Annotated in this window: 22 protein-coding genes; 17 read left to right on the top strand and 5 right to left on the bottom strand. The window is 61.0% G+C overall.

Features of this window, described 5'->3' with window-relative positions; all coding sequences use genetic code 11:
* Positions 1–236 precede the first annotated feature (236 nt).
* The 5 genes from NXC14_RS07760 to NXC14_RS07740 all read left to right on the top strand — a co-directional run bounded on the left by NXC14_RS07760 (position 237) and on the right by NXC14_RS07740 (position 4,723).
* Positions 237–1,004 (top strand): SDR family oxidoreductase, encoded by a 768-nt coding sequence (locus NXC14_RS07760; RefSeq protein ID WP_085777678.1) that lies wholly within the window; start codon positions 237–239, stop codon positions 1,002–1,004.
* Positions 1,001–3,040 carry an excinuclease ABC subunit UvrC gene (gene uvrC, locus NXC14_RS07755; RefSeq protein WP_085777677.1) on the top strand — a complete coding sequence of 680 codons (2,040 nt, stop codon included), beginning with the start codon at positions 1,001–1,003 and terminating at the stop codon, positions 3,038–3,040. Before NXC14_RS07760 ends, uvrC begins: the two co-directional genes overlap by 4 nt.
* 157 nt (positions 3,041–3,197) lie before the next feature.
* The gene (pgsA, locus tag NXC14_RS07750; protein ID WP_011424811.1) at positions 3,198–3,788 is read left to right on the top strand and encodes a CDP-diacylglycerol--glycerol-3-phosphate 3-phosphatidyltransferase; all 591 of its coding nucleotides are present in this window, start codon (positions 3,198–3,200) and stop codon (positions 3,786–3,788) included.
* On the top strand, positions 3,785–4,039 hold the full coding sequence (moaD, locus tag NXC14_RS07745) for a molybdopterin converting factor subunit 1 (protein ID WP_064801643.1): 255 nt from the start codon (positions 3,785–3,787) through the stop codon (positions 4,037–4,039). The genes pgsA and moaD overlap by 4 nt, the downstream gene beginning before the upstream one ends.
* 222 nt (positions 4,040–4,261) lie before the next feature.
* A complete protein-coding gene (locus NXC14_RS07740) occupies positions 4,262–4,723 on the top strand; it encodes a molybdenum cofactor biosynthesis protein MoaE (protein WP_085777676.1) in 462 nt (153 codons plus the stop codon).
* Positions 4,724–4,779: 56 nt separating this feature from the next.
* Here the strand turns inward: NXC14_RS07740 and NXC14_RS07735 are convergent, their stop codons facing one another.
* Positions 4,780–5,676 (bottom strand): branched-chain amino acid ABC transporter permease, encoded by an 897-nt coding sequence (locus NXC14_RS07735; RefSeq protein WP_085777675.1) that lies wholly within the window; start codon positions 5,674–5,676, stop codon positions 4,780–4,782.
* A gap of 64 nt (positions 5,677–5,740) precedes the next feature.
* Between NXC14_RS07735 and NXC14_RS07730 the strand changes: the two genes are divergently transcribed.
* Together NXC14_RS07730 and NXC14_RS07725 are read left to right on the top strand one after the other, a co-directional pair.
* Entirely contained in the window at positions 5,741–6,286 is a 546-nt protein-coding gene (locus NXC14_RS07730; RefSeq protein ID WP_085777674.1) for a CGNR zinc finger domain-containing protein, read from the top strand.
* Positions 6,283–6,786, top strand: a complete 504-nt coding sequence (locus NXC14_RS07725; RefSeq protein WP_085777673.1) for a hypothetical protein — start codon at positions 6,283–6,285, stop codon at positions 6,784–6,786. The genes NXC14_RS07730 and NXC14_RS07725 overlap by 4 nt, the downstream gene beginning before the upstream one ends.
* A gap of 71 nt (positions 6,787–6,857) precedes the next feature.
* Here NXC14_RS07725 and ndk read toward each other — a convergent pair whose 3' ends face one another.
* Both ndk and NXC14_RS07715 read right to left on the bottom strand, forming a co-directional pair.
* A complete protein-coding gene (gene ndk, locus NXC14_RS07720) occupies positions 6,858–7,280 on the bottom strand; it encodes a nucleoside-diphosphate kinase (protein ID WP_011424805.1) in 423 nt (140 codons plus the stop codon).
* Between the two features lie 81 nt (positions 7,281–7,361).
* Complete coding sequence (locus tag NXC14_RS07715) at positions 7,362–8,051, bottom strand: glutathione S-transferase family protein (protein ID WP_085777672.1); 690 nt, start codon at positions 8,049–8,051, stop codon at positions 7,362–7,364.
* Positions 8,052–8,189: 138 nt separating this feature from the next.
* On the opposite strand from NXC14_RS07715, the gene NXC14_RS07710 reads away from it, so the two are divergent.
* From NXC14_RS07710 to NXC14_RS07685, 6 genes are all read left to right on the top strand, one after another.
* Positions 8,190–8,699, top strand: a complete 510-nt coding sequence (locus NXC14_RS07710; protein WP_085777671.1) for a DinB family protein — start codon at positions 8,190–8,192, stop codon at positions 8,697–8,699.
* A gap of 143 nt (positions 8,700–8,842) precedes the next feature.
* Positions 8,843–9,892, top strand: coding sequence for a GGDEF domain-containing protein (locus tag NXC14_RS07705; RefSeq protein WP_085777670.1), 1,050 nt, complete (start codon positions 8,843–8,845; stop codon positions 9,890–9,892).
* Between the two features lie 125 nt (positions 9,893–10,017).
* Positions 10,018–11,901, top strand: a complete 1,884-nt coding sequence (locus tag NXC14_RS07700) for an ABC-F family ATP-binding cassette domain-containing protein (RefSeq protein ID WP_085777669.1) — start codon at positions 10,018–10,020, stop codon at positions 11,899–11,901.
* A gap of 126 nt (positions 11,902–12,027) precedes the next feature.
* Positions 12,028–12,876 carry a polysaccharide deacetylase family protein gene (locus NXC14_RS07695; protein WP_085777668.1) on the top strand — a complete coding sequence of 283 codons (849 nt, stop codon included), beginning with the start codon at positions 12,028–12,030 and terminating at the stop codon, positions 12,874–12,876.
* A 67-nt stretch (positions 12,877–12,943) separates the two neighbouring features.
* Positions 12,944–14,986: a prolyl oligopeptidase family serine peptidase gene (locus tag NXC14_RS07690; RefSeq protein WP_085777667.1), complete on the top strand. Its 2,043-nt coding sequence runs from the start codon at positions 12,944–12,946 to the stop codon at positions 14,984–14,986.
* 98 nt (positions 14,987–15,084) lie between these two features.
* Positions 15,085–16,011, top strand: a complete 927-nt coding sequence (locus tag NXC14_RS07685; protein WP_085777666.1) for a Gfo/Idh/MocA family oxidoreductase — start codon at positions 15,085–15,087, stop codon at positions 16,009–16,011.
* Positions 16,012–16,056: 45 nt separating this feature from the next.
* Here NXC14_RS07685 and NXC14_RS07680 read toward each other — a convergent pair whose 3' ends face one another.
* A complete protein-coding gene (locus tag NXC14_RS07680) occupies positions 16,057–16,506 on the bottom strand; it encodes a DNA polymerase III subunit chi (RefSeq protein ID WP_085777665.1) in 450 nt (149 codons plus the stop codon).
* Positions 16,503–17,996, bottom strand: coding sequence for a leucyl aminopeptidase (locus NXC14_RS07675; protein WP_085777664.1), 1,494 nt, complete (start codon positions 17,994–17,996; stop codon positions 16,503–16,505). The genes NXC14_RS07680 and NXC14_RS07675 overlap by 4 nt, the downstream gene beginning before the upstream one ends.
* 143 nt (positions 17,997–18,139) lie before the next feature.
* Here NXC14_RS07675 and NXC14_RS07670 point away from each other — a divergent pair, with 143 nt between their 5' ends.
* The 4 genes from NXC14_RS07670 to NXC14_RS07655 all read left to right on the top strand — a co-directional run bounded on the left by NXC14_RS07670 (position 18,140) and on the right by NXC14_RS07655 (position 23,609).
* Positions 18,140–18,913, top strand: coding sequence for a phosphatase PAP2 family protein (locus NXC14_RS07670; RefSeq protein WP_085777663.1), 774 nt, complete (start codon positions 18,140–18,142; stop codon positions 18,911–18,913).
* A gap of 99 nt (positions 18,914–19,012) precedes the next feature.
* Positions 19,013–20,194, top strand: coding sequence for an LPS export ABC transporter permease LptF (lptF, locus tag NXC14_RS07665; protein WP_085777662.1), 1,182 nt, complete (start codon positions 19,013–19,015; stop codon positions 20,192–20,194).
* On the top strand, positions 20,191–21,279 hold the full coding sequence (lptG, locus tag NXC14_RS07660; protein WP_085777661.1) for an LPS export ABC transporter permease LptG: 1,089 nt from the start codon (positions 20,191–20,193) through the stop codon (positions 21,277–21,279). Before lptF ends, lptG begins: the two co-directional genes overlap by 4 nt.
* The gene (locus NXC14_RS07655) at positions 21,279–23,609 is read left to right on the top strand and encodes an LPS-assembly protein LptD (protein ID WP_085777660.1); all 2,331 of its coding nucleotides are present in this window, start codon (positions 21,279–21,281) and stop codon (positions 23,607–23,609) included. The genes lptG and NXC14_RS07655 overlap by 1 nt, the downstream gene beginning before the upstream one ends.
* Positions 23,610–23,611 lie beyond the last annotated feature (2 nt).

The following is a 23,611-nucleotide window of genomic DNA, read 5'->3' as shown; positions in this document are numbered from 1 at the left end:
AATGTGATATCATTGTGGCTGCCGCATGGCGGAAAGTCGATGTTGCTTGAGAGCAACATAGGATTCATTAACCCTACCGAATGGTTAAACTTCAAATACTTATTTTAAGAAACAACATTATTAAATAATACATAGAATATCTCGGCCATGGATGCAACCGTGGCCGCCTATTTATATAATCTCCGCCCGCCCTTATATAGGTTGCACACAGACTCGCGGGATCAGAAGGCAAGATTTTGAACCACAGAAGACTTCGCTCAGCCCTGATAACAGGGGCGGCCAAGAGAATAGGCAGGGCAATCGCCGAAGACCTTGCTGCAAACGGCTTTTCCGTCGCGATCCACGCCAACAGCTCCCTCGGCGAAGCCGAAGAGCTGGCGGCGGAATTGCGGCGAAAGGGACAAAGGGCGGCCGCGCTGCAAGCCGATCTTACCGATCTCGGCGAAACGGCTGAACTGGTCGCGAAGGCGTCGGAAGCGCTCGGGCCGCTCGATCTGCTCGTTAACAATGCGTCGGTTTTCCAGCATGATTCCGCGCGCAGTTTTAACGCCGCCACATGGGCGCTGCACTTCGATCTGCACGTGCGTGCGCCCTCGATCCTCGCGGCGACCTTCGCGCAGCAGCTGTCTGCCGAGGCGGCGGGACTCATTGTCAACATTATCGACCAGCGCGTCTGGGCACTGAGACCGAGCTTCTATTCCTACACGCTCTCCAAGTCCGCGATGTGGACGGCGACGCAGACGCTTGCCCAGGCTTTGGCGCCCCGCATCCGCGTTAATGCGATCGGCCCCGGGCCATCAATGCCGAGCGAGCGGCAGTCGTTGGAGGACTTCCAAGCGCAGGTCTCAGCCCTTATCCTGCAGCGAGGGCCGGCACTGGAGGAATTCGGACAAACGATTCGTTTCCTCTATGACACCCCCTCGATCACCGGCCAGATGATTGCCCTCGACGGCGGCCAGCACCTTGCCTGGCAGACGCCCGATGTGGCGGAGATTAAGGAATGAACGGACGAAAGCTGCCGGATGGCGGCGTTCTCTACGATGATACGGATGAGAGCGAAGACGAAATCGAGGTGGAAGGCGACGTTTCCGCTTCGCCTCTTGCGGCAGCTGTCGACTGGAACGCCGGCAGCCTCAACGAAACCGGGCTCATCGGCGCCGAACTGATCGGCGAATTCGTCAAGCGGCTGCCGAACAGCCCCGGCGTCTACCGCATGTTCAATGCCGAGGGCGACGTGCTCTATGTCGGCAAGGCGCGCAGCCTGAAGAAGCGCGTCGGCAATTACGCCGTCGGCCGTGTGCATTCCAACCGCATCGCCCAGATGGTGCGCCAGACGGCGAATATGGAATTCGTGACGACGCGCACGGAAACCGAAGCGCTACTCCTGGAAGCGAATCTGATCAAGCGCTTGCGGCCGCGCTTTAACGTGCTGCTGCGCGACGACAAGTCGTTTCCCTATATCCTCATCACCGGGGATCACCGGGCGCCGGCGATTTTCAAGCATCGCGGCGCCAGGGCGCGGAAAGGCGATTATTTCGGGCCTTTCGCTTCGGCCGGCGCCGTCGGGCGCACGATCAATTCGCTGCAGCGCGCCTTCCTGATCCGCACCTGCACCGACAGTGTCTTCGAAACGCGCACGCGACCCTGCCTGCTTTACCAGATCAAGCGCTGTTCCGGGCCCTGCACGCACGAGGTTAGCGACGAGGGGTATGCCGAGCTGGTGCAGGAGGCGAAAGATTTCCTGTCCGGCAAGAGCCAGAAGGTGAAGTCGCATATGGCGGAAGCCATGAACCAGGCGGCCCAGGACCTCGATTTCGAACGGGCGGCGATCTATCGCGACCGCCTTGCGGCACTTTCCCATGTCCAAAGCCACCAGGGCATCAACCCGGCCGGTGTCGAGGAGGCTGACGTTTTCGCAATCCACCACGAAGGCGGCGTCTCCTGCATCCAGGTGTTCTTCTTCCGCACCGGGCAGAACTGGGGCAACCGCGCCTATTTTCCGAAGGCCGACCCGCAACTATCCAGCGCCGAAGTTCTGAATGCCTTTCTCGCGCAATTCTACGACGACAAGCCGGTGCCGAAACAGATCATGCTGTCGGAAACGGTCGAGGAATTGGAGCTGCTCGCCGCAGCACTCAGCGAAAAGGCCGGCCACAAGGTTTCCATCCTCGTGCCGCAGCGCGGCGAGAAGCGCGATCTCGTCGAGCATGTGGTCGGCAATGCGCGGGAAGCGCATGGGCGAAAGCTTGCTGAGACGGCGTCGCAGTCGCGGCTGCTCGAAGGATTCAAGGAAACCTTCGAGCTCGCCTATACGCCGCAGCGCATCGAGATCTACGACAACTCGCATATCATGGGCACTAACGCCGTCGGCGGCATGGTGGTGGCGGGGCCGGAAGGCTTCGTGAAGAACCAATACCGCAAGTTCAACATCAAATCGACCGATATCACCCCCGGCGACGACTTCGGAATGATGAAGGAAGTGATGACCCGGCGGTTCTCGAGGCTGATCAAGGAGGAAGGCATTCCCGACCGGACGGCGCAGACAGCAGCTGCCGACGCTGCCGACATGCCCTTCCCCGCCTGGCCGGACGTGATCCTCATCGACGGCGGTCAGGGGCAGATGACGGCGGTGCGGGCCATCCTGGCCGAGCTCGGCATCACCGACAGCGTGACGGCGATCGGCGTCGCCAAGGGTGTCGACCGCGACGCCGGACGCGAGCGCTTCTTTGCGCCGGGACGCGAGAGTTTCACATTGCCGCCGCGCGATCCTGTGCTCTATTTCATCCAGCGCATGCGCGACGAGGCGCACCGGTTCGCGATCGGCTCGCACCGGGTGCGGCGCAAGAAGGAGATGGTCAAGAACCCACTCGACGAGATCGGCGGTATCGGCCCGTCGCGCAAGCGCGCGCTGCTCCAGCACTTCGGCACGGCGAAGGCGGTTTCCCGCGCCGCCCTTTCCGACCTGATGGCGGTGGAAGGTATCTCGGAAGCCGTGGCAAAGCAGGTCTATAACCATTTCCACGACGACGCCGCGAAATAAGCGGCGGCCGTCGCAAATTCCACGCAATGGCGGTGAAAAGACAGAAAGAATGTTGACGGTTCCTGGCCAAAGCCGTCATCTACATCGACCGAAAATCGAAAACGGTTTTCGTAAAGACGCGGCGCTGCAGCGGCGCATCAATTCAGAGAAACGATCCATGGCATCGCGTGCGTACAGCCTTCCCAACCTTTTGACTTACGGCCGCATCCTCGCCGTGCCACTGATCGTTCTCTGCTTCTTCGTCGAGGGCAGGCTGTCGATCAGCAATACGGCGCGCTGGGTGGCGCTGTGGATCTTCATCATCGCCTCAATCACCGATTTTCTCGACGGCTATCTCGCACGCATCTGGAACCAGACGTCGAATATCGGCCGGATGCTCGATCCGATCGCCGACAAGCTGCTGGTCGCCTCGATCCTTCTCCTGGTCGCGGCCGACCAGACCATCGCCGGCTGGTCGATATGGGCGGCAATCATCATTCTCTGCCGTGAGATCCTGGTTTCCGGGCTGCGCGAATATCTGGCGGCGCTGAAGGTCAGCGTGCCGGTGACACGGATCGCCAAGTGGAAGACGACGCTGCAGCTCGTCGCCATCGCCTTCCTGCTCGCGGGACCTGCCGGCGACGAGATTTTCCCCTATACGACGCAGACGGGCATTGCGCTCTTGTGGATCGCAGCACTGCTGACCATCTATACCGGCTACGACTATTTTCGTGCCGGGCTGAAACATATCGTGGATGACGAGGAATGACGCGGCTTGTCTATTTCGCCTGGGTGCGTGAGCGCATCGGCAAGGGCGAGGAGGAGATCGACCTCCCCTCCTCCGTCGTCACCGTCGCCGATCTTCTGAATCATTTGAAGACGCTGGGCGAGGAATATGAAGCCGCACTTCAATATCCCGAGGTGATTCGCGTGGCGCTCGACATGGAGCATGTCGAGCATGACGAGCCGATAGGTGCGCCCCGTGAGATCGGGATTTTTCCGCCGATGACGGGGGGATGAGACGGTGACGGTGGTGCCGTGTCGCTACCCCCCTCTGCCCTGCCGGGCATCTCCCCCACACGGAGGGAGATTGGCTGGGCGCACGGGCTTCCTCAAACAATTGGCGTTTCAGCCCGGCGAAGCGGTAAATGGTCAAGAAGAGCGTGCCACTTGTGATCTCCCCACACGGCACAGCCTTTCCGCATTCTTCATAGCGGCTTCAAAGCAGCGGAGGATTTCGCTGTGACCATCACCCCCACCATCCGCGTCCAGCGCGAAGACTTCGACCTGCAGGCCGAAGTCGATCTCCTCTCGAAAGGCAAAGCCGACATCGGCGCCGTCGTTACCTTCTCCGGCCTCTGCCGCGATGAAGGCGGGAGGCTGGCGGCGCTTGAACTCGAGCATTATCCCGGCATGGCCGAAGCCGAGATGACTCGCATCGGCGAACTCGCCATCACCCGTTTCGGGCTGCTCGGGCTGACCGCCATCCACCGCTACGGCAAGATCGCTCCTGGCGAGAACATCGTGCTCGTTGTTGCGGCCGCCCCGCACCGGCAGGCCGCCTTCGACGGCGCCAATCTCGTCATGGATTTCCTCAAGACCGCAGCGCCCTTCTGGAAGAAGGAGCACGGCAAGGACGGCGCCAGGGGCGACTGGGTCGCGGCGAAAGACGCCGACGACGCGGCGCGCGACAAGTGGAAATGATCAGAGCATGATGCCGAAAAGTGTGCGCGGTTTTCGGATAACATCATGCGCCATTTCTAAAGCACCACACGCTCCCTGCGGCTCATAACCAGAAGCAGGACGAGCAGCGAGAAGACCACCAGATCTCGCCAGACGAATGCGCCATAGGCGCCCCACAAGGTTTCGACAACGGCAAGCCCGGCAGCGCCGCCAGCCGAACGCAGCGGATCGGAATAGCCGCCGACGGCTGCGATCAGCAGCACCTTGAGCCCGAACATCAGTCCCGCGCCGAAATCCATCGAACCGTAATAGAAGGTGGCGAGAATGCCGCAGAGGGTGGCGACGAGAGCAGCTGCCGCATAGGCGACAAGGAAGACACGGCTGGCGCTGGTACCGCAGAGCTCGGCGGCCAGCGGATCATCGGTGACGGCTCGCCAGAGGCGACCCCAGGCCGTGCGCCTGAGGATCAGCGCACCGAACGCGACAATGGCTGACATCAGCGCCGTGTCGATCAGCTGGATATAGGTGAGAGTCACTTTGAATGGACCATCACTCCAGAAGACAACAACCTGGTTCAGGAACGGCGGCAGCCAGATCGCTCTTGTATCGGCGGCAAGGCGGGCGGTTTCCATCAGCACGATCATGATGCCGAGCGCGGCAACGATCACGGTATTCGGCGATTTTCTGGCCAGCGGCAGCATGATGGAGCGGCCGATCCAGATGCTCGCGGCCAGTGAATAGACAAGCGCAGCGCACGCGCCGATCGCAAGGGCAGCCGGCAGCACCAGCCAGAACCTGATATAGGCGAGTTCGGTAAAAAGCAGCAGGATCTGGCCTGAGAAGGCGAAGATCGCCCCATAGGTGATATCGGCCCGCTTGGTCACGCCGAAGGCAACCGCATAACCGAAGGCGAGCGCGGCATAGAGGGCGGCAAGCGGCACCGCATTCGCCAGTTGTTGCAGAAGATAGGCCATTCCGAAGACTCCGCGTCGGCAAATTATAACTGGTAAAACCTATTTCACCAGTTATAATTTCCTCATGAGCTTTTCCTGGACCCCTCACCGTTTTGCCGGCGGCGCACTGGCGCTCGATGTCGCCAACAGCGTCGTTCTTCGCGACGACCCAAAGCGGCGGGTCGACCGCTTCGCGAGCCGCGAGCAGATGCGCAACTTCCCGCGCGCCGCCGCCGAATTCTGCGCCGAACGGGCCTTGTTCGGTGAGATCGCGCCGGTGGCGCCGCAAGACGAAGTCGGCTTTATCGCGCTGCGCGAGGCGATCGACCGCTACTTCCGCAAGCGTATACTGGATGGCGGCGACGACCAATTGCTGGCCGAATTGCTGGAGGCGCTAGCGAAGATCTTGCGCCAGGCAAGTCCGGCAAGCTTGGCGGCGGCGACCGCCCATTCGGTGCTCAGGCTGATTGCCATGCCGGATCCCGAGCGCATGAAGATCTGCGGCAATTGCGGCTGGCTGTTCATCGACCGCAGCAAGAACAAGAGCCGCGCCTGGTGCGACATGGCGATCTGCGGCAACCGCGCCAAGGCGAACCGTCACTATCGCCGTAAGAAGGAGGAGACGCCATGAGAAAACGTCTAATCGTAACAGCGGCGGCAACATGCCTTCTGCTGTCCGCCTGCCAGCGCCAGGCCGAAAATCTCGTCGAAGTCACCGGCCATCTTTTTGTCTTCAATTATCGCGTCGCGAGCGCCACCTATCTGCTGACGCTGAAGAAGACAGGTCCTATCCCCGACGGTTCGGTCATCATCGCCGAATTCGAGAACCCGCAAGGCGGCGACCCGCTGGTGCTGAACCAGAAAATCTACCCGATCGACGACAAGATCGCGCTGCAGAGCGAAAACCTGCACTGCGTGCGCAAGGACCGCCCCTATTCGGTGAATGTCCGGCTGGTCGACAAGGACGGCAAGGTGCTGCAGCAATTGAAGACGGAGTTCCGCTCCGACCTCGACCAGACGGTGCTGCCGAGCAAGCCGCTCGTCGTCGGCGCGCTTTACGACAAGAACCCGGAGGTCTTCAAGCCTGACGGCAGCGTCGATTTCTCGAACACCGACAAGTGCCCATCATAGAAAAAGCCGGGGCGAGGCCCGGCTTTCGAGAGTCAATTCAACGCATTGCGCAGCAATGCCGAAGCGCGGCCTCAGCCGACGATTTCGGTGTCGGAGAACCAGTACTTGATTTCCTGGGCAGCCGTTTCCGGAGCGTCGGAGCCATGAACGGAATTTTCGCCGATCGACAGGGCGTGAACCTTGCGGATCGTGCCTTCGGCAGCGTTTGCCGGGTTGGTCGCGCCCATGATTTCGCGGTTCTTGAGGATCGCGCCTTCGCCTTCCAGGACCTGAACGACGGTCGGGCCGGAGGTCATGCCTTCGACGAGTTCGCCGAAGAAGGGACGGTCCTTGTGAACGGCGTAAAAGCCTTCAGCTTCGCGGCGGCTCATCCAGACGCGCTTGGAGGCGACGACGCGCAGGCCGGCATCTTCGAGCATCTTGGTGATGGCGCCCGTCAGGTTGCGCTTGGTTGCGTCAGGCTTGATCATCGAGAAGGTGCGTTCAATCGCCATAGTCAAATCCTCTGTTTTCTCGGGAAAAGTGGGCGGTCTTTACCCGCCCCAACGGCCGAAAACAAGAGGCTGGCGGCAATTTCACGCCGCTGTCACAGTCCTGCCGCGGCTTTCGTGGAGATCGAGGCAGCGTTCGAACCAGGCCATCACGGGATCGTCGGCGGCAAGCATGGCCAGTCCTGCGGACACCCGCAGCCATTGCAGCGCGCCGAAGACGATATAATCGGCAAAGAGCGGCGATTGCCCGCCGATGAAGGGCTGAAACCTCAGCATGTGACGGAGCGGCTCCAGCTTGGCGCCGAAGGCAGCCTTCTCCGCCTCGCTGTCGGCGGCAAAGACTTCCAGCGGCTTGCCGAGCCTGACCTCGCGGCTCTGACGAAAGTAGGCTTTGTCGCCTTCGTCGAGGATCGCGTGGATATCGAGAAGGGCGATCCGCATGATCGCCGGGTGGATGATCATCTGCGAATAGCCCTCAACCATGCGCGACAGCGCCTTGCCGCCCTCGCCATTGAACAGCGACGGCCGCTCCGGATATGCCTCTTCGAGATAGAGGGCGATAGCAAAACTGTCCGAGATCAGCCGGCCATTATCATCGAGCACGGGCAGGGTCGACGAGACGCCGCCGCCGATGTCGCGGATGCGGGCGTAAGTCGTCGGGATCTCCTCGAAATCGAGCCCCTTATGCGCGAGCGCCATCACTGCTTTCCAGCAATGGGGCGAAAAGAAGCGCCGTTCGTCAGCGCCGCAGAGGGAATAGAGGGCTCTAGTCATGACAATCCTTTCGAGGTCTGATCTGCCTCTATTCGACGACAGAAAGCGAACGCGATCAAATCAGGAAATTTCATGGCGCCATCACTCGGATTTCTCGGGAAAGCGGCTAGACTGCGCCAACAACGCCAGGGGGACCATATGCTTAGACATTTCAGGATGCTCGCGGCCTATAACCGCTGGGCCAATGCCCAAGTCTATGCGGCTGCGGCCGAACTCAGCGAGGCGGAGTTCCGCAGCGACCGCGGCGCCTTCTTCGGCTCGCTGCATCGCACGCTCAATCACCTGCTCGTCGCCGACCGCATATGGATGAAGCGCTTCACCGGCATCGGCGAAGCGCCTGTGACCCTCGATGCCGTGCTTTTCGAAGAGCTGGACGCGCTTGCAGCCGCGCGCAAGGGGGAGGACGAGCGCATCATTGCCTGGACGGGTAGTCTCGATGAGGCGAGCCTCGCAGGCGACTTCACGTATGTCCCGGTGACGCAGCCGATCCAGATCACTCAGCCGCTGTCGAGCGCGCTGGCGCACCTCTTCAATCACCAGACGCATCACCGCGGCCAGTGCCACATGACGCTGACGGCGCTGGGCAAACCGAGCCTCGGGCTGGACCTTATTTATTTTCTGCGCGGCGAAGGCCGCGAGTGGCTGTGAGGCAACGGCTTCATCAAGACTGAATTAACCGCCTTCGCCGGTTCCCATCGCCAATCCGGCGCTTCCCTTCGCAAATTCAGCCTCTTTTAAAAGCTTGAGAGCATAGCGGAAGTGAGAAATGAGGCCGGGCGCGAGGGATCGTCATGCAGAATGCAAGCACAAACGCACTGGCGGCGCGCGAGGCCGTACGCCCGGGGCCGATGGCGGATATCCAGAAGATCGCCCAGCACATGGCGCGGCTCAACGTTGCCGCGCTGCCGCGCAACTACGAACTCTTTCATGAGGCCATCATCGGCCACAATCCTGGTCTTGCGCAGGATATCGCCGCGCTCGGACCGCAGCCGCAACAAGCGATGCTCGACGAACTCGGACTGAAATACCGGCTTGTCGGCCATTGCGGACTGGCGGGCGAGACGTCGCGCAACGAGGCCAGCCTAACGCTGCGCGCGGTGGCGGAAAGGCTTGCCGAAGGATTGCGGCACAGAGACGCCTTTGCCCGCGCCTGCGGCATGATCCTGAGATCTGTCGGCGGTCATGAGGACCAGAGCCTTGCCGCCTTCATCGGCGAGGTCGATTACCTCTCCGCCTCGCTTGCAACTGTAATGTCGGCGGAGATGGAAATCAGCGCCAGACTGCAGGACGACATCAACAAGCTGGACACGCTGGAGCGCGGCATTTCGGCGATGCAATCGGCTACCGTCGCCGACAAGATCACCGGCCTTGCGAACCGCATCGCGCTGAACCGGCAGATTACCGAACTCTACGAACGTAAAGAGGGTGCCGCCGGCAGCGCGCTGATCATGGTCGATATCGACGATTTCACCGAGTTCAACGACAGATACGGCACTCAGGCAGGCAACAAGCTCTTGAAGAAGCTTGCCGCCCTGTTTCGGAAATCGGTGAAGAAGAACGACTTCGTCGCGCGCACAGAGGCCGACGAATTCGCCTTGCTGTTTGCCAATGTCGGCATGCAGGATGCGATTGCTATCGCCGAGCGCCTGCGCGCCTCGGTCGAAGAAAATCTCGTCTTCGCCACCTCAGACAAGGATGACAGCGGCAGGCTGACCATCTCGGTCGGCGTGGCGCTCAGCGCCGATGCGGCGACACCGGGACATCTCCAGGCCAACGCCCGGGTCGCGCTGCTTGCCGCGAAATCGAACCGCCGCCTGCCGGTGCAAGCTTTCGGCCGCTGAGGCGTATGAACGCTGTCGGTGCGGCGAGCAAGCTCGCGGCCGGACGAGCAAGCTCGCCGCCGAGCGAGCTCGCCGGGGGATAAGCGGTCTTGCCTTGCCGGGCGGTTTCGGCCAAAAAGCCGGCCATGATCACAATTACCGACATTTCCGCCCGCATCGCCGGACGCCTGCTTCTCGATAATGCCAGCGTTTCGCTGCCTTCGGGCACGAAAGCGGGGCTGGTCGGGCGCAATGGCGCCGGCAAATCCACGCTGTTTCGCGTCATCACTGGCGAGCTCGGCTCGGAGACCGGCTCGGTGTCGATTCCGAAGGCGGCGCGTATCGGTCAGGTGGCCCAGGAAGCGCCGGGAACCGAGGATTCCCTGATCGAGATCGTGCTTGCCGCTGACAAGGAACGCGCGGCCCTGCTTGCCGAAGCAGAAACGGCAAGCGACCCGCACCGCATCGCCGAAATCCAGATGCGCCTCATCGATATCGATGCCCATTCGGCCGAGGCGCGGGCTGCGAGCATCCTCGCCGGCCTCGGCTTCGACAAGGCGGCGCAAGCCCGCCCCGCCTCCTCCTTCTCCGGCGGCTGGCGCATGCGCGTAGCGCTCGCCGCGGTGCTGTTTGCCGAGCCGGACCTGCTTCTGCTCGACGAGCCGACCAACTACCTCGACCTGGAAGGCACGATGTGGCTGGAGGACTATATCCGCCGCTATCCGCACACGGTCATCATTATCAGCCACGACCGCGATCTCCTGAACAATGCGGTCAATTCCATTGTCCATCTCGACCAGAAGAAGCTCACCTTCTACCGCGGCAATTATGACCAGTTCGAGCGGCAGAAGGCGGAAGCCGACGAGCTGCAGACGAAGGCCAGGGCGAAGAACGAGGCAGCGCGCAAACATCTGCAGAGCTTCATCGATCGCTTCAAGGCCAAGGCTTCCAAGGCCCGGCAGGCGCAATCGCGTGTCAAGGCGCTCGAGCGGATGGGGACGGTAGCTGCCGTCATCGAGGATCATGTGCAGCCGATCACCTTCCCCGAGCCGGAGAAGCAGCCGGCCTCGCCGATCGTCGCAATTCAGGGCGGCGCCGTCGGCTACGAGCCCGGCAAGCCCATCCTGAAGAACCTCAACCTGCGCATCGACAACGACGATCGCATCGCCCTGCTCGGTTCGAACGGCAACGGCAAGTCGACCTTCGCCAAATTCATCTCAGGGCGACTGGCGCCGGAGAGCGGCGAAGTGAAGCTCGCACCGGGCCTGAAGATCGGCTTTTTCGCCCAGCATCAGCTCGACGATCTGATCCCCGAACAGTCGGCGGTGGAACATGTGCGCCGGCTGATGCCGGCCGAACCGGAGGCCAAGGTGCGCGCCCGCGTTGCGCAGATGGGGCTGGCGACCGAGAAGATGGCTACCGCCGCCAAGGATCTTTCCGGCGGCGAGAAGGCACGCCTGCTGATGGGGCTTGCCGCGTTCCATGCGCCCAACCTGCTGATCCTCGACGAGCCGACCAACCATCTCGATATCGACAGCCGCCGCGCTCTGATCGAGGCGCTGAACGATTACAACGGCGCGGTGATCCTGATCTCGCACGACCGCCACCTGATCGAGGCGACCGTCGACCGGCTGTGGCTGGTCAACGGCGGCACTGTCACCACCTTCGAAGGCGATATGGACGAGTATCGCGACCTCATCGTCAGTTCCGGTAAAAAGAAGGAAGACAGGCCGCAGACCAGCGACGATACGACTTCGAAGGCCGACCAGCGCAAGCTCAACGCGGAAAAGCGCGCCTCGCTGACGCCGCTGAAGAAAAAGATCAACGAAATCGAATCCTTGACGGCGAAGCTGGAGAAACAGATTCAGGCTCTTGATGCGGAGCTTGCGGATCCGACTCTTTATGAGAAGACGCCCGCCAAAGCCGCCGAAAAGGCAAAACAGCGCGGCGAGGCCGCGGCAAAACTCACTGCTGCCGAGGAAGAGTGGCTGATGCTGTCGTCCGAATATGAAGAGGCAATGGCAGGATAGCCACAGTCTTTTAGGAAACCCGCGGACTGCCACGCGTTACGAGAATTCCTGCCGATCTCAACCGATCGTTAACCATAATTCGAAAGGTTGTCTCAACATTCATTACTGATTTGTTGAGCCCTTTCCATGCATCGATTTTTCGTCCTTTGCTGCATCGCCCTTGCGGCCGCCCTCTCCGCCTGCAGCACGACCAGACAAGCTCCCGACACCTCGATCAAAACCGCTTCGGTGGTTGCGCCCGAGGGACGGATGCCTTCCGGCAAGCCCGCCAATGATGATGCGCCGCCGCTCTTTGCCGGGCCGCATCACCTTTCTGGACGGACGCTGGAGGTCTCCTCGCCTTCCGATTTCAAGCTCAACGACAAGGAAGTGATCCTGAGCTTCGACGATGGCCCGATCCCCGGCCGGACGGACAAAGTGCTGGCGATCCTCGACCAGTTCGGCGTCAAGGGCGCCTTCATGATGGTCGGCGAGATGGCCGAGATGCATCCGGCGCTGGCGCGCAAGGTGGCAATGGAGGGCAATGCGGTCGGCAGTCACACCTATGACCATGCCAACTTGACCTCGCTGAGCTTCGATGCGGCAATGGACGAGGTGCTCAAGGGCGAGCTGGCGGTGACCAAGGCGACGGGAACAGACGTCTCCTTCTTCCGCTTCCCCTATCTCGCCGAGAGCCAGAGGCTGCGCGCCGCTATCGCCATGCGCGACATGGTCGTCATGGATGTCGACATCGACAGCAAGGACTATTTCACCAGCACACCCCTGTCCGTGACGCAGCGGACGATAAACCTGCTGCACAAGCGCGGCCGCGGCATCGTTCTGATGCACGACATCCACAAGCGCACCGCGAGGATGTTGCCGACCCTGCTTTCGAAACTCGAAGCCGAAGGCTACAAAGTCGTGACGCTGAAGTTCAAGAAGCCGCAGGTACCGAACGATCTCGTCGCCTCGGCCGATATGGTGATGACCCGCTAACGCGCCTTGCCAAGGCGGAGCCGGCTGCCTAGATCTGGGCGACGTCAATGCAAGCGGCAGCTCAGATATGAACCTTCATCTCGAAACGGACGAAGATCCGCGGACCCGCCAGTTCATCGCTGAACACAATGCGCTCTCCGACGCGGCATTGAGAACGCAGCAATTTGCCGAAGATCGCGACGCGATCAAAGCGCTTATCGAGCGGCAGGACAGGCTGATCGTGCCGATGCGCCGCGGGGGCTGGCTGTTCGATTTCCGGCAGAGCAAGGACAATCCGCTTGGCGTCTGGCTCCGCCTGCCGGCGGACCAGGCTCCCCTGCCCGATGCAGCCTGGGAGCCGGTCTTCGATCTCGACGCCTTCTGCGCCGGCGAAGGCAAGCGCTGGAACTGGCGCGGCGCCGTCACCTGCCCGTGGGAACCGACCCGCGTCCTGCTCATGCTTTCAGACGGCGGTTCCGACCTCATCCGTCTGCTCGAATTCGACGCCGAACGCAAACAGGTCGTGACGGGCGGTTTCGACACGCCCGCCGCGCGGTCGCATGCCACGTGGCTCAGCCGCGACGAGATCTGTTACTTCGGTTCGATCGACCGATTTTCGGCGACCCGCTCGGGATGGCCGCGCGTCGGGCGGCGGTTGAAGCGCGGGCAGCGGCCGGAAGAAGCCACTATCATGTTCGAAGCCGCTGATGAGGATGTCTATGGCTTCAATCTCGTCATCGACCCTGCCCTATCGGGAGGTTCGACAGATACCGGGCTGATCGACATTTTCGTCGCCAGCCATGAAATCGGCGTGGCCAGCGCTTTCCTCATTGCCGATGATGGCGCGCAACGGCGCATCGATCTGCCCAAGGAAGCCGATTTTCAGTTCAATCATAATCATTGCCTCTGGCGGGCTAAGACGGAGGAGCGCGTTGCGACCGGCAGCCTGGTGCTCCAACGCTTCGACCCCAGTTCGGAGACGATGCTGCTGGGGCCGGAGCGAATCCTGTTTCAGCCCGACGAAGGTCAGTCCGTCGCGCAGATGATGCTGATGCGCGAATGGTGCGTGTTCATCGTTTCCGACCGGCTGCGCCCACGTCTTATGGTGCTCGACCTGACAAAGGTAAATGCCGAACAGCGGGAAATCGCGCTGCCGGCGGAGATGCAGACGGCTTATATCAGGCCCCTCTATGCGGATCTGCATCATGGCGACGACACACTCCACATCGTCGGCCAGGGTTTCCTGCAGCCGCCGACCTGTTGCCGTCTCGAACTCTCCGATTGCAGCAGAGAGCCCGAGCCGATCTTCACAGCGACGGCGCCGAGCTATTTCGATGCGACTGATATGTCGTCGGAACTGCTGGAGGCTGTGTCCGAGGACGGAACCAGGGTCGCCTACCGGCTGGTGCTGCCGCGGCAGTGGACCAATGGCGCACTGCCGGTGCTGATCTACGGCTATGGCGGATTCGACGTCTCGCTGTCGCCGAATTACTCCGGCGTAACCGGCCGCTGGCTAGAGCAAGGTGGCGCCTATGTGCAGGCCTATATCCGCGGCGGCGGTGAATTCGGGCCTGACTGGTATCGCAGCGCCAAACGGCACGGGCGAGACCGGGCCTTTGCCGATTTCGTCGCCATCGCCCGCGATCTGGTCGCTCGCGGTTACACCATGCCATCCCGAATTGCCTGCCAGGGCGGCAGCAATGGCGGCCTGCTGACGGGCGTGATGCTGACGCGCTACCCGCATGATTTCGGCGCGGTCTGGTGCCAGGTGCCGGTGCTCGACATGACACGCTTCCACCTGTTCAGCGCCGGCCAGGCGTGGATGGATGAATATGGCGATCCAGACACGCCGGCGGACAGGGAATTCATGCTCGGCTATTCGCCGCTTCACAATATCCGGCGGGCCAGCGAGGTCACTTATCCGCCGATCTATATTGAAAGCTCCAGCAATGACGATCGCGTGCATCCCTCGCACGCACGCCGTTTTGCTGCGCGGCTGGAGGAAGCAGGACATCAACTGCTCTTCCACGAATTCGGCTTAGGCGGGCATGGCGGCGACGGCAGTTCCGAGGAGCGCGCCGCCCGCGCGGCGATGGGTTACAGCTTCCTTCGCGAGACCATCATGCGATAGGATAGAAAGGAATGGAGGAGCAGAGCTTGTCGGCGCTCTTCTTTCTGCTACAACACGCCCAATAAATCATACTTTTCATACAGGCACGAGCGAAACACATGTCCCCTATCAACCTCGCCATCGTCGGCGTCGGCAAGATCGTCCGCGACCAGCACCTCCCTTCCATCGCCAAGAACCCGGACTTCAAGCTCGTCGCCACGGCAAGCCGTCACGGCACGGTCGAAGGCATCAACAGCTACACCACGATTGACGCGATGCTCGACGCCGAGCCTTCGATCGATGCCGTGTCGCTCTGCATGCCGCCGCAATACCGCTACGAAGCCGCCTACAAGGCGCTCGTTGCCGGCAAGCATGTCTTCCTGGAAAAGCCGCCGGGTGCAACGCTGAGCGAAGTGGCCGACCTCGAGGCGCTGGCGAACAAGCAGGGTGCGTCGCTGTTTGCCAGCTGGCATTCGCGTTATGCGCCGGCGGTCGAATCCACCAAGGCTTTTCTTGCTTCGACGACGATCAAAAGCGTGCATGTGATCTGGAAAGAGGATGTCCGCCACTGGCATCCGAACCAGGACTGGATCTGGCAGGCCGGCGGCCTCGGCGTTTTCGATCCCGGCATCAATGCGCTGTCGATCGTCACCCATATCCTGCCGCGGCAGGTCTTCATCACCGGGGCTGTGCTGGAATTCCCGGAAAATCGTGATGCGCCGATCGCCTCCGAAATTCACTTCCGCGATGCAGACGGCCTGCCGGTTCATGCCGAATTCGACTGGCGCCAGACTGGCAAGCAGAGCTGGGACATCGTTGCGGAAACGGCAGCCGGCCAGATGGTCCTCTCCGAGGGCGGCGCCAAGCTTTCCATCGACGGCACGCTGACATTCGCCGAACCGGAACAGGAATATCCTTCGCTCTATCGCCGCTTCGCTGAGATCATCAAGGCGGGCAAATCGGATGTCGATCTCGCACCCCTGCGCCACGTCGCCGATGCTTTCATGCTCGGCAAGCGGAAATTCGTCGAGGCGTTCCACGACTGAGCCATTTGAGGTCCTTGCCTGTCGGCTCCGTCGGCAAGGACTCGCTCAAGCCTTCTTCTCCCACCGCCCTTCCGGTGTCTGCTGCCAATAGGTGAGGTTATGCCCCTCGCCTTTCAGCTTCTTCCATTGCGCGCGGGCAGTTTCCAACTGCTCCTGATCGTGACCGTCGAACATGAAGACGACGCGCTCATAGGCATCGGCCGGCGGGGGCTCGGCACCATCGACGATGAAACGAACCGTCGCCGCATTGGCATTGTCCGCCGTCACCGTCAAAAGCACCGGCTGGTTTTCGGCAAAATCGCCTTCGTCGGTGCCATGCGGCAGGAAACTCTCCTCGCGGAACGTCCAGAGATGCGCATCGAGAGCATCGCGCCGCGCCACCTCGCGCGTCTGGACGACGACGCGCCAGCCGCGCTCGATGCTTTTGTCGAGGAGCGGCGGAAGCGCGTCTTCCAGCCTGGTTTCCGTCAGATGATAGAAGAGAACGTCCGTCATCGGGATTCATGATGCGCGCGGACGAGCTCGTCGAGCAGGCGCACGCCGAAACCGGAACCCCAGGACTGGTTGATCTCATCCTGCGGCGAGCCCATCGCCGTGCCGGCGATATCGAGATGCGCCCAGGGCGTCTCCTGCACGAAGCGTTTGAGGAAGTGCGCCGCGGTGATCGAGCCGGCCTGACGGCCGCCGGTGTTCTTCATGTCGGCGAATTTGCTGTCGATCAGTTTGTCATAATCCTTGCCGAGCGGCATGCGCCAAAGTTTCTCGTTTGTGGAAAGGCCGGCCGCCGTCAGCTGGGCGGAAAGCTCGTCGTCATTGGAGAACAGGCCGGCGTGCACGTTGCCAAGCGCCACCACGATTGCACCGGTCAGGGTGGCCAGATTGATCATGAACTGTGGCTTGAAGCGATCATTGCAATACCAGAGCGCATCGCAGAGCACGAGGCGGCCCTCGGCATCGGTGTTGATCACCTCGATCGTCTGGCCGGACATGGAGGTGACGATGTCGCCCGGGCGCTGGGCGTTGCCATCGGGCATGTTCTCGACTAGGCCGATGATGCCGACCGCGTTGACGGCGGCTTTGCGGGCGGCGAGCACGTGCATCAGGCCGGTCACGGCGGCGGCACCGCCCATATCCCCCTTCATATCCTCCATGCCGGCGGCCGGCTTGATCGAAATGCCGCCGGTATCGAAAACGACGCCCTTGCCGATGAAGGCGACCGGACGGTCCTTGCTCTTGCCGCCCTTCCACTGCATGACCGCCAGACGCGGCGGACGCACGGAGCCCTGCGCAACGCCGAGCAACGCACCCATGCCGAGACGGCGCATTTCCTTCTCTGTTAGGATATCCACCTCGACGCCCAGCTTTTCCAGTTCCTTCGCCTTGGCGGCGAATTCGACAGGTCCAAGCGCGTTCGGCGGTTCGTTGACAAGGTCACGGGCGAGATTGACACCGCCTGCGATCGCTTCGGAATCGGAAAACGCCTTCCTGGCGCCGGTCGCGTCGGCGGTGACGATCGTCACCTTAACGGGTTTTGCCGGCTTTTCCTCGTCATCATTCTTCTTTGTCTTGTAGGCATCGAAGCTGTAGGCGCGCAGCAGCATGCCGAGCGCGAAATCAGCGGTGGCGCGCGCGTTCGTCTCAAGGCCGGGCACGTCGATGAAGATGGCGGCCTTGTCGGTATTCTTGATTTTCGACGCCGCGGCGCCGCCGGCTTTCAGCCAGTCGTGAGCGGTGAGTTCGCTGGCCTTGCCAAGCCCGACGACAACGATGCGCTCGACGGGGGCTCCTTCCGGGGCGACAATATCAAGCGCGGCCATTGATTTAGCGGAGAATCGAGCGATCTTGGCAGCCTTGGCGATCACGCCTGCCGGATCAGCCGTTTCGGTGCCTGCGGCGCTGTCGGCCTCCGCAGTTTTCAGCAGGATCGCGAGCCCGCCATTGAGCTTTACCGACTTCGAGAATGAAATTTCGAACTTTACTGACATGTCTTCTCCGCTGGGATTCTTGAAATCCGTCCCTGGCGGATAATTTCGCGTTTAGCGGGTCTGTCAATGGCTCGCGACTATTGTTATGGTCGCCCGCAGCCGTCCAGGCTCTCGTGTTTTCGTCAGTTTCGTAGATATTCGCGTTGACAGTTTTTTCGAAAAATCGATGGCAGGGCCCTGTGATCCGCCTGCCGAAAACGACTTTCGGTGCATTCCTGTTTCTGTTCTGGGCGTGGTGGGCGCTGCTTGCCATCTTTCGCGCCTTCCCTGGAATAGACGTTTATTTTTCCCAGCTTTTTTTCGTGGGCGCAGATTGTGACGCGACTGCCGCTGCCGGGAGCATCTGCGGCGGTTTTCCCTATCGCGACTCGGGGAATTTCGACCTGCTGCGAACCATCTTCTTCCGCCTGCCCTACGTCGTGGCGATCGTCATGGCGTGGAAACTAATCGAATGCTACCAGCAGCACGGCGCGACCTTCAACGCCGAGCGGGCGCGTAAGCTCAAGGTCGCGCTCGGAACGCTGCTGATCGGGCCGGTGCTGCTCGTCAATGTTATCCTGAAGGAACATTGGGGCCGGCCGCGGCCGGTGCAGACGGATATTTTCGGCGGGCGCCTGCATTTTGTCGAGGCCGGCTCACTTGCCGGCAAATGCGTCTCGAACTGCTCCTTCGTGTCCGGCGAGGCGGCGAGCGCTGGATGGCTGTTCTGCCTTCTGCTCTTCGTCCCGAAATCGCTGCGTTATGCGCTGGTGCCACCGGTCGCCGCGATCTCGCTCCTGACGCCCGCCATGCGGCTATCCTTCGGCGCGCATTATCTTTCCGACGTGACGCTCGGATGGCTCTCCTCGCTTGTCATCTTCGCAGCGCTGCTGGCGTTAACTGAGTCGCAACAGGGCCAAAAAAAATCTGAAAATTGAATGAATTTTTGACACCTGCTTGTCGCAAAAGCGCGACAAAGAGCGTAGAGGGATTCTCCTGCAAGCCGTTTTGGCGTGCAGGTGCTTTCAAGGGCCGGCATGAAACTACTCGAGACATACATATTGCGGCGCGTCGGCCAGATGTTTCTCGTGGCGCTCCTGCCCGTGTTGGCAATCATCTGGACGACACAGGTCCTGCAGCGCATCAATCTCGTCACCGACAGCGGCCAGTCGATCGGCTCGTTTGCCAAGCTGGCGACGATGATCCTGCCGTCGATCATTCCCGTGGTGCTGCCCTTCGCCCTCGTCATCGCCATCACCCAGACGCTGACGACGATGAACAACGATTCCGAGCTGACCGTCATCGACGCGGCCGGGGCACGGCGCACCATTCTGGTCCGGCCGATCCTGCTGCTTGCCGCCGTCATCAGCGTCTTTTCCTTTTTCGTCGACAACATCGTCGAGCCACGGGCAAAGACGGTGGCGCGTCAGATGATCGCCGAAACCTACGCCGATCTCCTCTCCTCGGTTATCGAAGAAAAGACCTTCCGCAAGCTCGACGAGGGTCTCTATGTGCAGATCTCACAACGCCTGGCGGGGCGGATGCTGAAGGGCCTATTCGTCGCCGACGAGCGGGACCCTGCCTACGAGCTCATCTATTACGCCAAGGAGGGCGCCGTCGACGATACCGGCACGACGCTGATCATGCACGACGGCGAGGTGCATCGCAAAACGCCCGACGGCAACGTCTCGGTCATCAATTTCGATTCCTATTCCTTCGACCTCTCCGACATGACGGAGAGCCGCGGTCAGGCGACGCTGAAAGCCAGCGACCGTGACCTGTGGTTCCTGTTCAATCCGGATCCGAACGACAAGGACTATACGATCCGCCCCCAGAGCTACCGCGCCGAATTGCATCGACGGCTGACGGACTGGATCCTGCCCGTCGTCTTTGCATTGTTCTCACTGGCGATCGCCGGCGACGCGCGCTCGCACCGGGAAGCGCGACTGCATCCGATGGTGAGCGCGCTCGGCTATGCTTTCGCGCTACGATGGGCTGCTTTCTACGCGGCAAACCAAATCGACACCGATCCGGAATATATCGCGGTTCTCTACGCCATCCCGATCGTCAGCAGCATCATCTCGATCATCTTCCTCGGCCTGCACAAGCGACTGGTCATGCCTTCGTTCGTCTGGGACCGGATATCGGTTTCCTGGAGACGCATGCAGGAAAGACTGCTTACCGCGACCAGCAGGTCCGGCGGGGGCGCGGCCCAATGATGTTCGGGACATTGTCGCGTTATTTCTTTCGCCGTTATCTGGCGACGACCTGCTGGTTTCTGATCGGCGTATCGGCGATCGCCTTCCTGCTTGATTTCAGCGAGACGGCTGGGCGCATGTCCGGCCTGCCTGGCTACACGATCGGCGGCGGCATCGTGATGACCGCCGTGCGCCTGCCGCTCATCCTGCAGCAGACTATCCCCTTCGTCGCCCTCTTCGTCGGCATGACGGTGCTGATCGGGCTCAATCGGAAATATGAGCTCGTGGTCACGCGCGCGGCCGGCATCTCGGTCTGGCAATTCATGTTTCCGTTCATCGCCGGCTCAATTGCGCTCGGCGTGCTGACGATGACGGCGCTCAACCCGCTTGCCGCCTGGGGACAGCGCCAGGCGCTGCTGGTCGAGTCCGACTGGCGTGGCGAAAACGCGGTTCTGCGCAAGGCGCCGCAGATTCCGTGGCTGCGCCAGATCAGTGGCCGCGACGATGTCATCATAGGCGCCCAGACGGTCCAGGAGAACGGAACCAAGCTGATCGACGCCGTATTGATCCATTTCGATTCAAGCGGCCGAGTCATTCTGAGACAGGATGCCGCCACGGCAAAGTTGGAAGATGGTTACTGGCAGCTTAACGGCGTCGTCGAGCGCAAGCCTGGCGAAATCCCACTGCGCAAAGCTTCGGTCCAACTTCGCACCAATCTGAAACAGGATTTCGTTCAGGAGCGGCTGACAGCGCCGGAAACAATTGGTTTCTTTGACCTTTCCAATCGCATTGCGGCGGCCAAATCCTTCGGCATCTCGACCAAGGCCTTGGAGACGCAATTCAACTCCCTGTTGTCTCAGCCTTTGCTGCTGGTGGCCATGACTCTCATTGCTGCAACAGTGTCCCTAAAATTTAGCCGGTTCAACCAATCCCGCTCCGTGATTCTGGGTGGAATCCTGTCAGGCTTCATGCTTTATGTCGTCACCGTGCTTGTTAAAGCATTCGGAAGCAGTGGAGTCGTGCCTCCCTTCGTGGCGACCTGGATACCGGTTGTCGTCGCGTTGGCCTTGGGCGCGACTATTTTGCTTCATCAGGAGGACGGCTAGTGGCGGTAGGCGACCGCAAGTATTTTAGTAAACAGTTGGTTGCCCTGCTTGTCGGTGCGGCTCTATGTTCCTATTTCGGCAGCGCCCCGGCCTCCTATGGCCAGGCCAACACGCCTGAACAAAATATCGAGAATAAGATTCCCGAAGGGGCCAAGCTTCTGCTTTCGGCCAATGAACTCGTCTATAACCGTGACGCCGAACTCGTGTCGGCGATCGGCGGCGTGCAGATCAACTATGGCGGCTACAAAATGGTCGCGCAGAAGGTCGAGTACAACCAGAAGACCGGCCGGATGATGGCGCTCGGCAATGTCGAGCTCGTCAGTCCGGACGGCAACCGCATCTATGCCGACAACCTAGACGTGACCGACAATTTCGCCGACGGGTTCCTGAACTCGCTGCGCATCGAAACTTCCGACAATACGCGTATCGTCGCCGAAAGCGGCGAGCGGGTCGGCGGCACGAAGATGATTCTCAATAAGGGCGTCTATACCGCCTGCCTTCCCTGCGCCGAAGATCCGAAGCGCGCACCGTTCTGGCAGGTCAAGGCCAAGCGCGTGATCCAGAATGGCGAAACCCATACGATCCGCCTGGAGCGGGCGCGTTTCGAGCTGCTTGGTTACCCGATTGCCTTCGTGCCCTTCATCGAGGTTCCCGACAATACGGTGAAGCGCAAGTCCGGCTTCCTGTTCCCGACGATGAGCCTGTCGCAGAACCTCGGCTTCGGCCTTTCCATTCCTTATTATTACGTGATCTCGCCGAGCATGGATGCGACGGTCACGGCGACCGGCTACACGGCCCAGGGCTTCCTGGTCGAAGGCGAATTCCGTCAGCGATTCGAAAACGGCACGCATATCCTGCGCGTCGCCGGCATCGACCAGGCAAAGCCGGACAATTTCAGCTCCGGCACCAGCGATGCCGAAGCCGAGCAGCGCGGCATGGTGGCGTCAAAGGCGGAGTTCCGCATCAATCCGCGCTGGACGTTCGGCTGGGACGTCATGGTGCAGAGCGACAACAATTTCTCGAAAACCTACAAGCTGCGCGGCTTGAGCAGCACCGACCGCACGAACCAGATCTACCTGACGGGGCTCGGGAAACGGAATTATTTCGACATGCGCGCGTTTTATTTCGACGTCCAGGATGCCGATCGGACGAACACGGCCGAAAAGCAGCAGGCCATCGTCTATCCCGCGCTTGATTATCACTATGTCGCGCCTCAGCCGCTTGCAGGCGGTGAACTTTCTGCGGACGTCAACCTGACGAATATTTCGCGCACACACGACGACTTCTATACCGTCGACGGATTCGACCGGTTCCGTGGCCTGAAGGGCCAGACTTCGCGTCTGACGGCCGAACTTCAATGGAAACGCACCTATGTCACGCCGACCGGTCTGGTGATCACGCCGCTTCTGGCCGCGCGCGGCGACGCTTTCGCGTTGAACATGAACGAACCGACCGGTTACGCCGGCAATTATCTTGACGACGAATCCGCCACTCGCTCGATGTTCACCGCCGGGCTGGAGATGCGGTATCCGATCCTGATGACGACTGATAACAGCACGCATATTCTGGAGCCGATCGTCCAGATCTATGCGCGCCCCGACGAGCAGCTCGCCGGCCGGCTGCCGAACGAGGATGCACAGAGTTTCGTTTTCGATGCCACCTCGCTCTTCGACCGCGATAAATTCTCTGGTTACGACCGCGTCGAAGGCGGCACCCGCGCCAATGTCGGCTTCCAGTATACCGGGACGTTCGACAGCGGTTACAAGCTGCACGGCATTTTCGGCCAGTCTTATCAGATCGCCGGCCAGAACTCGTTCGCGACCGATGACCTCGTCAATGTCGGCGCGGATTCGGGCCTCGAAACCGACCGCTCCGATTATGTCGGCCTCGGCGGCGTCGAAACGCCATACGGTGTTTCCGTTGCGGCCTCCTACCGGCTCGACGAGAAGGATTTCGAATTTCGCCGTGGCGACCTGACGACAGGCTACCAGAACGACACCTTCCAAACGCAGGTGACTTACACGCATCTCAGCGCCCAGCCGGCCTATGGCTTCGCCGAGGACAACGACGAGATCCAGACCAGCAGCAAGGTCAAGTTCAAGGACTATTGGTCGATCTTCGGCGGCATCGCCTGGGATCTGAACAACGATGTGATCAGCCGCCGGACACTCGGCCTTTCGTATGAGGACGAATGCACGATCTTCACGATCGCCTATACGGATAGCAGGGATTCCGACGACGAGTCGGCAAGCGACTGGACGATCGGCGCGCGGCTGACGTTCCGCACGCTCGGCGACATCAAGATCGGCTCCGACACGCTCTCCAACTAGCC

The organism is Rhizobium sp. NXC14, from assembly GCF_002117485.1.
Lineage (GTDB): Bacteria > Pseudomonadota > Alphaproteobacteria > Rhizobiales > Rhizobiaceae > Rhizobium.
Note: the sequence above shows the minus strand (reverse complement) of the source record. Positions and strands in the feature narration are given on the sequence as shown.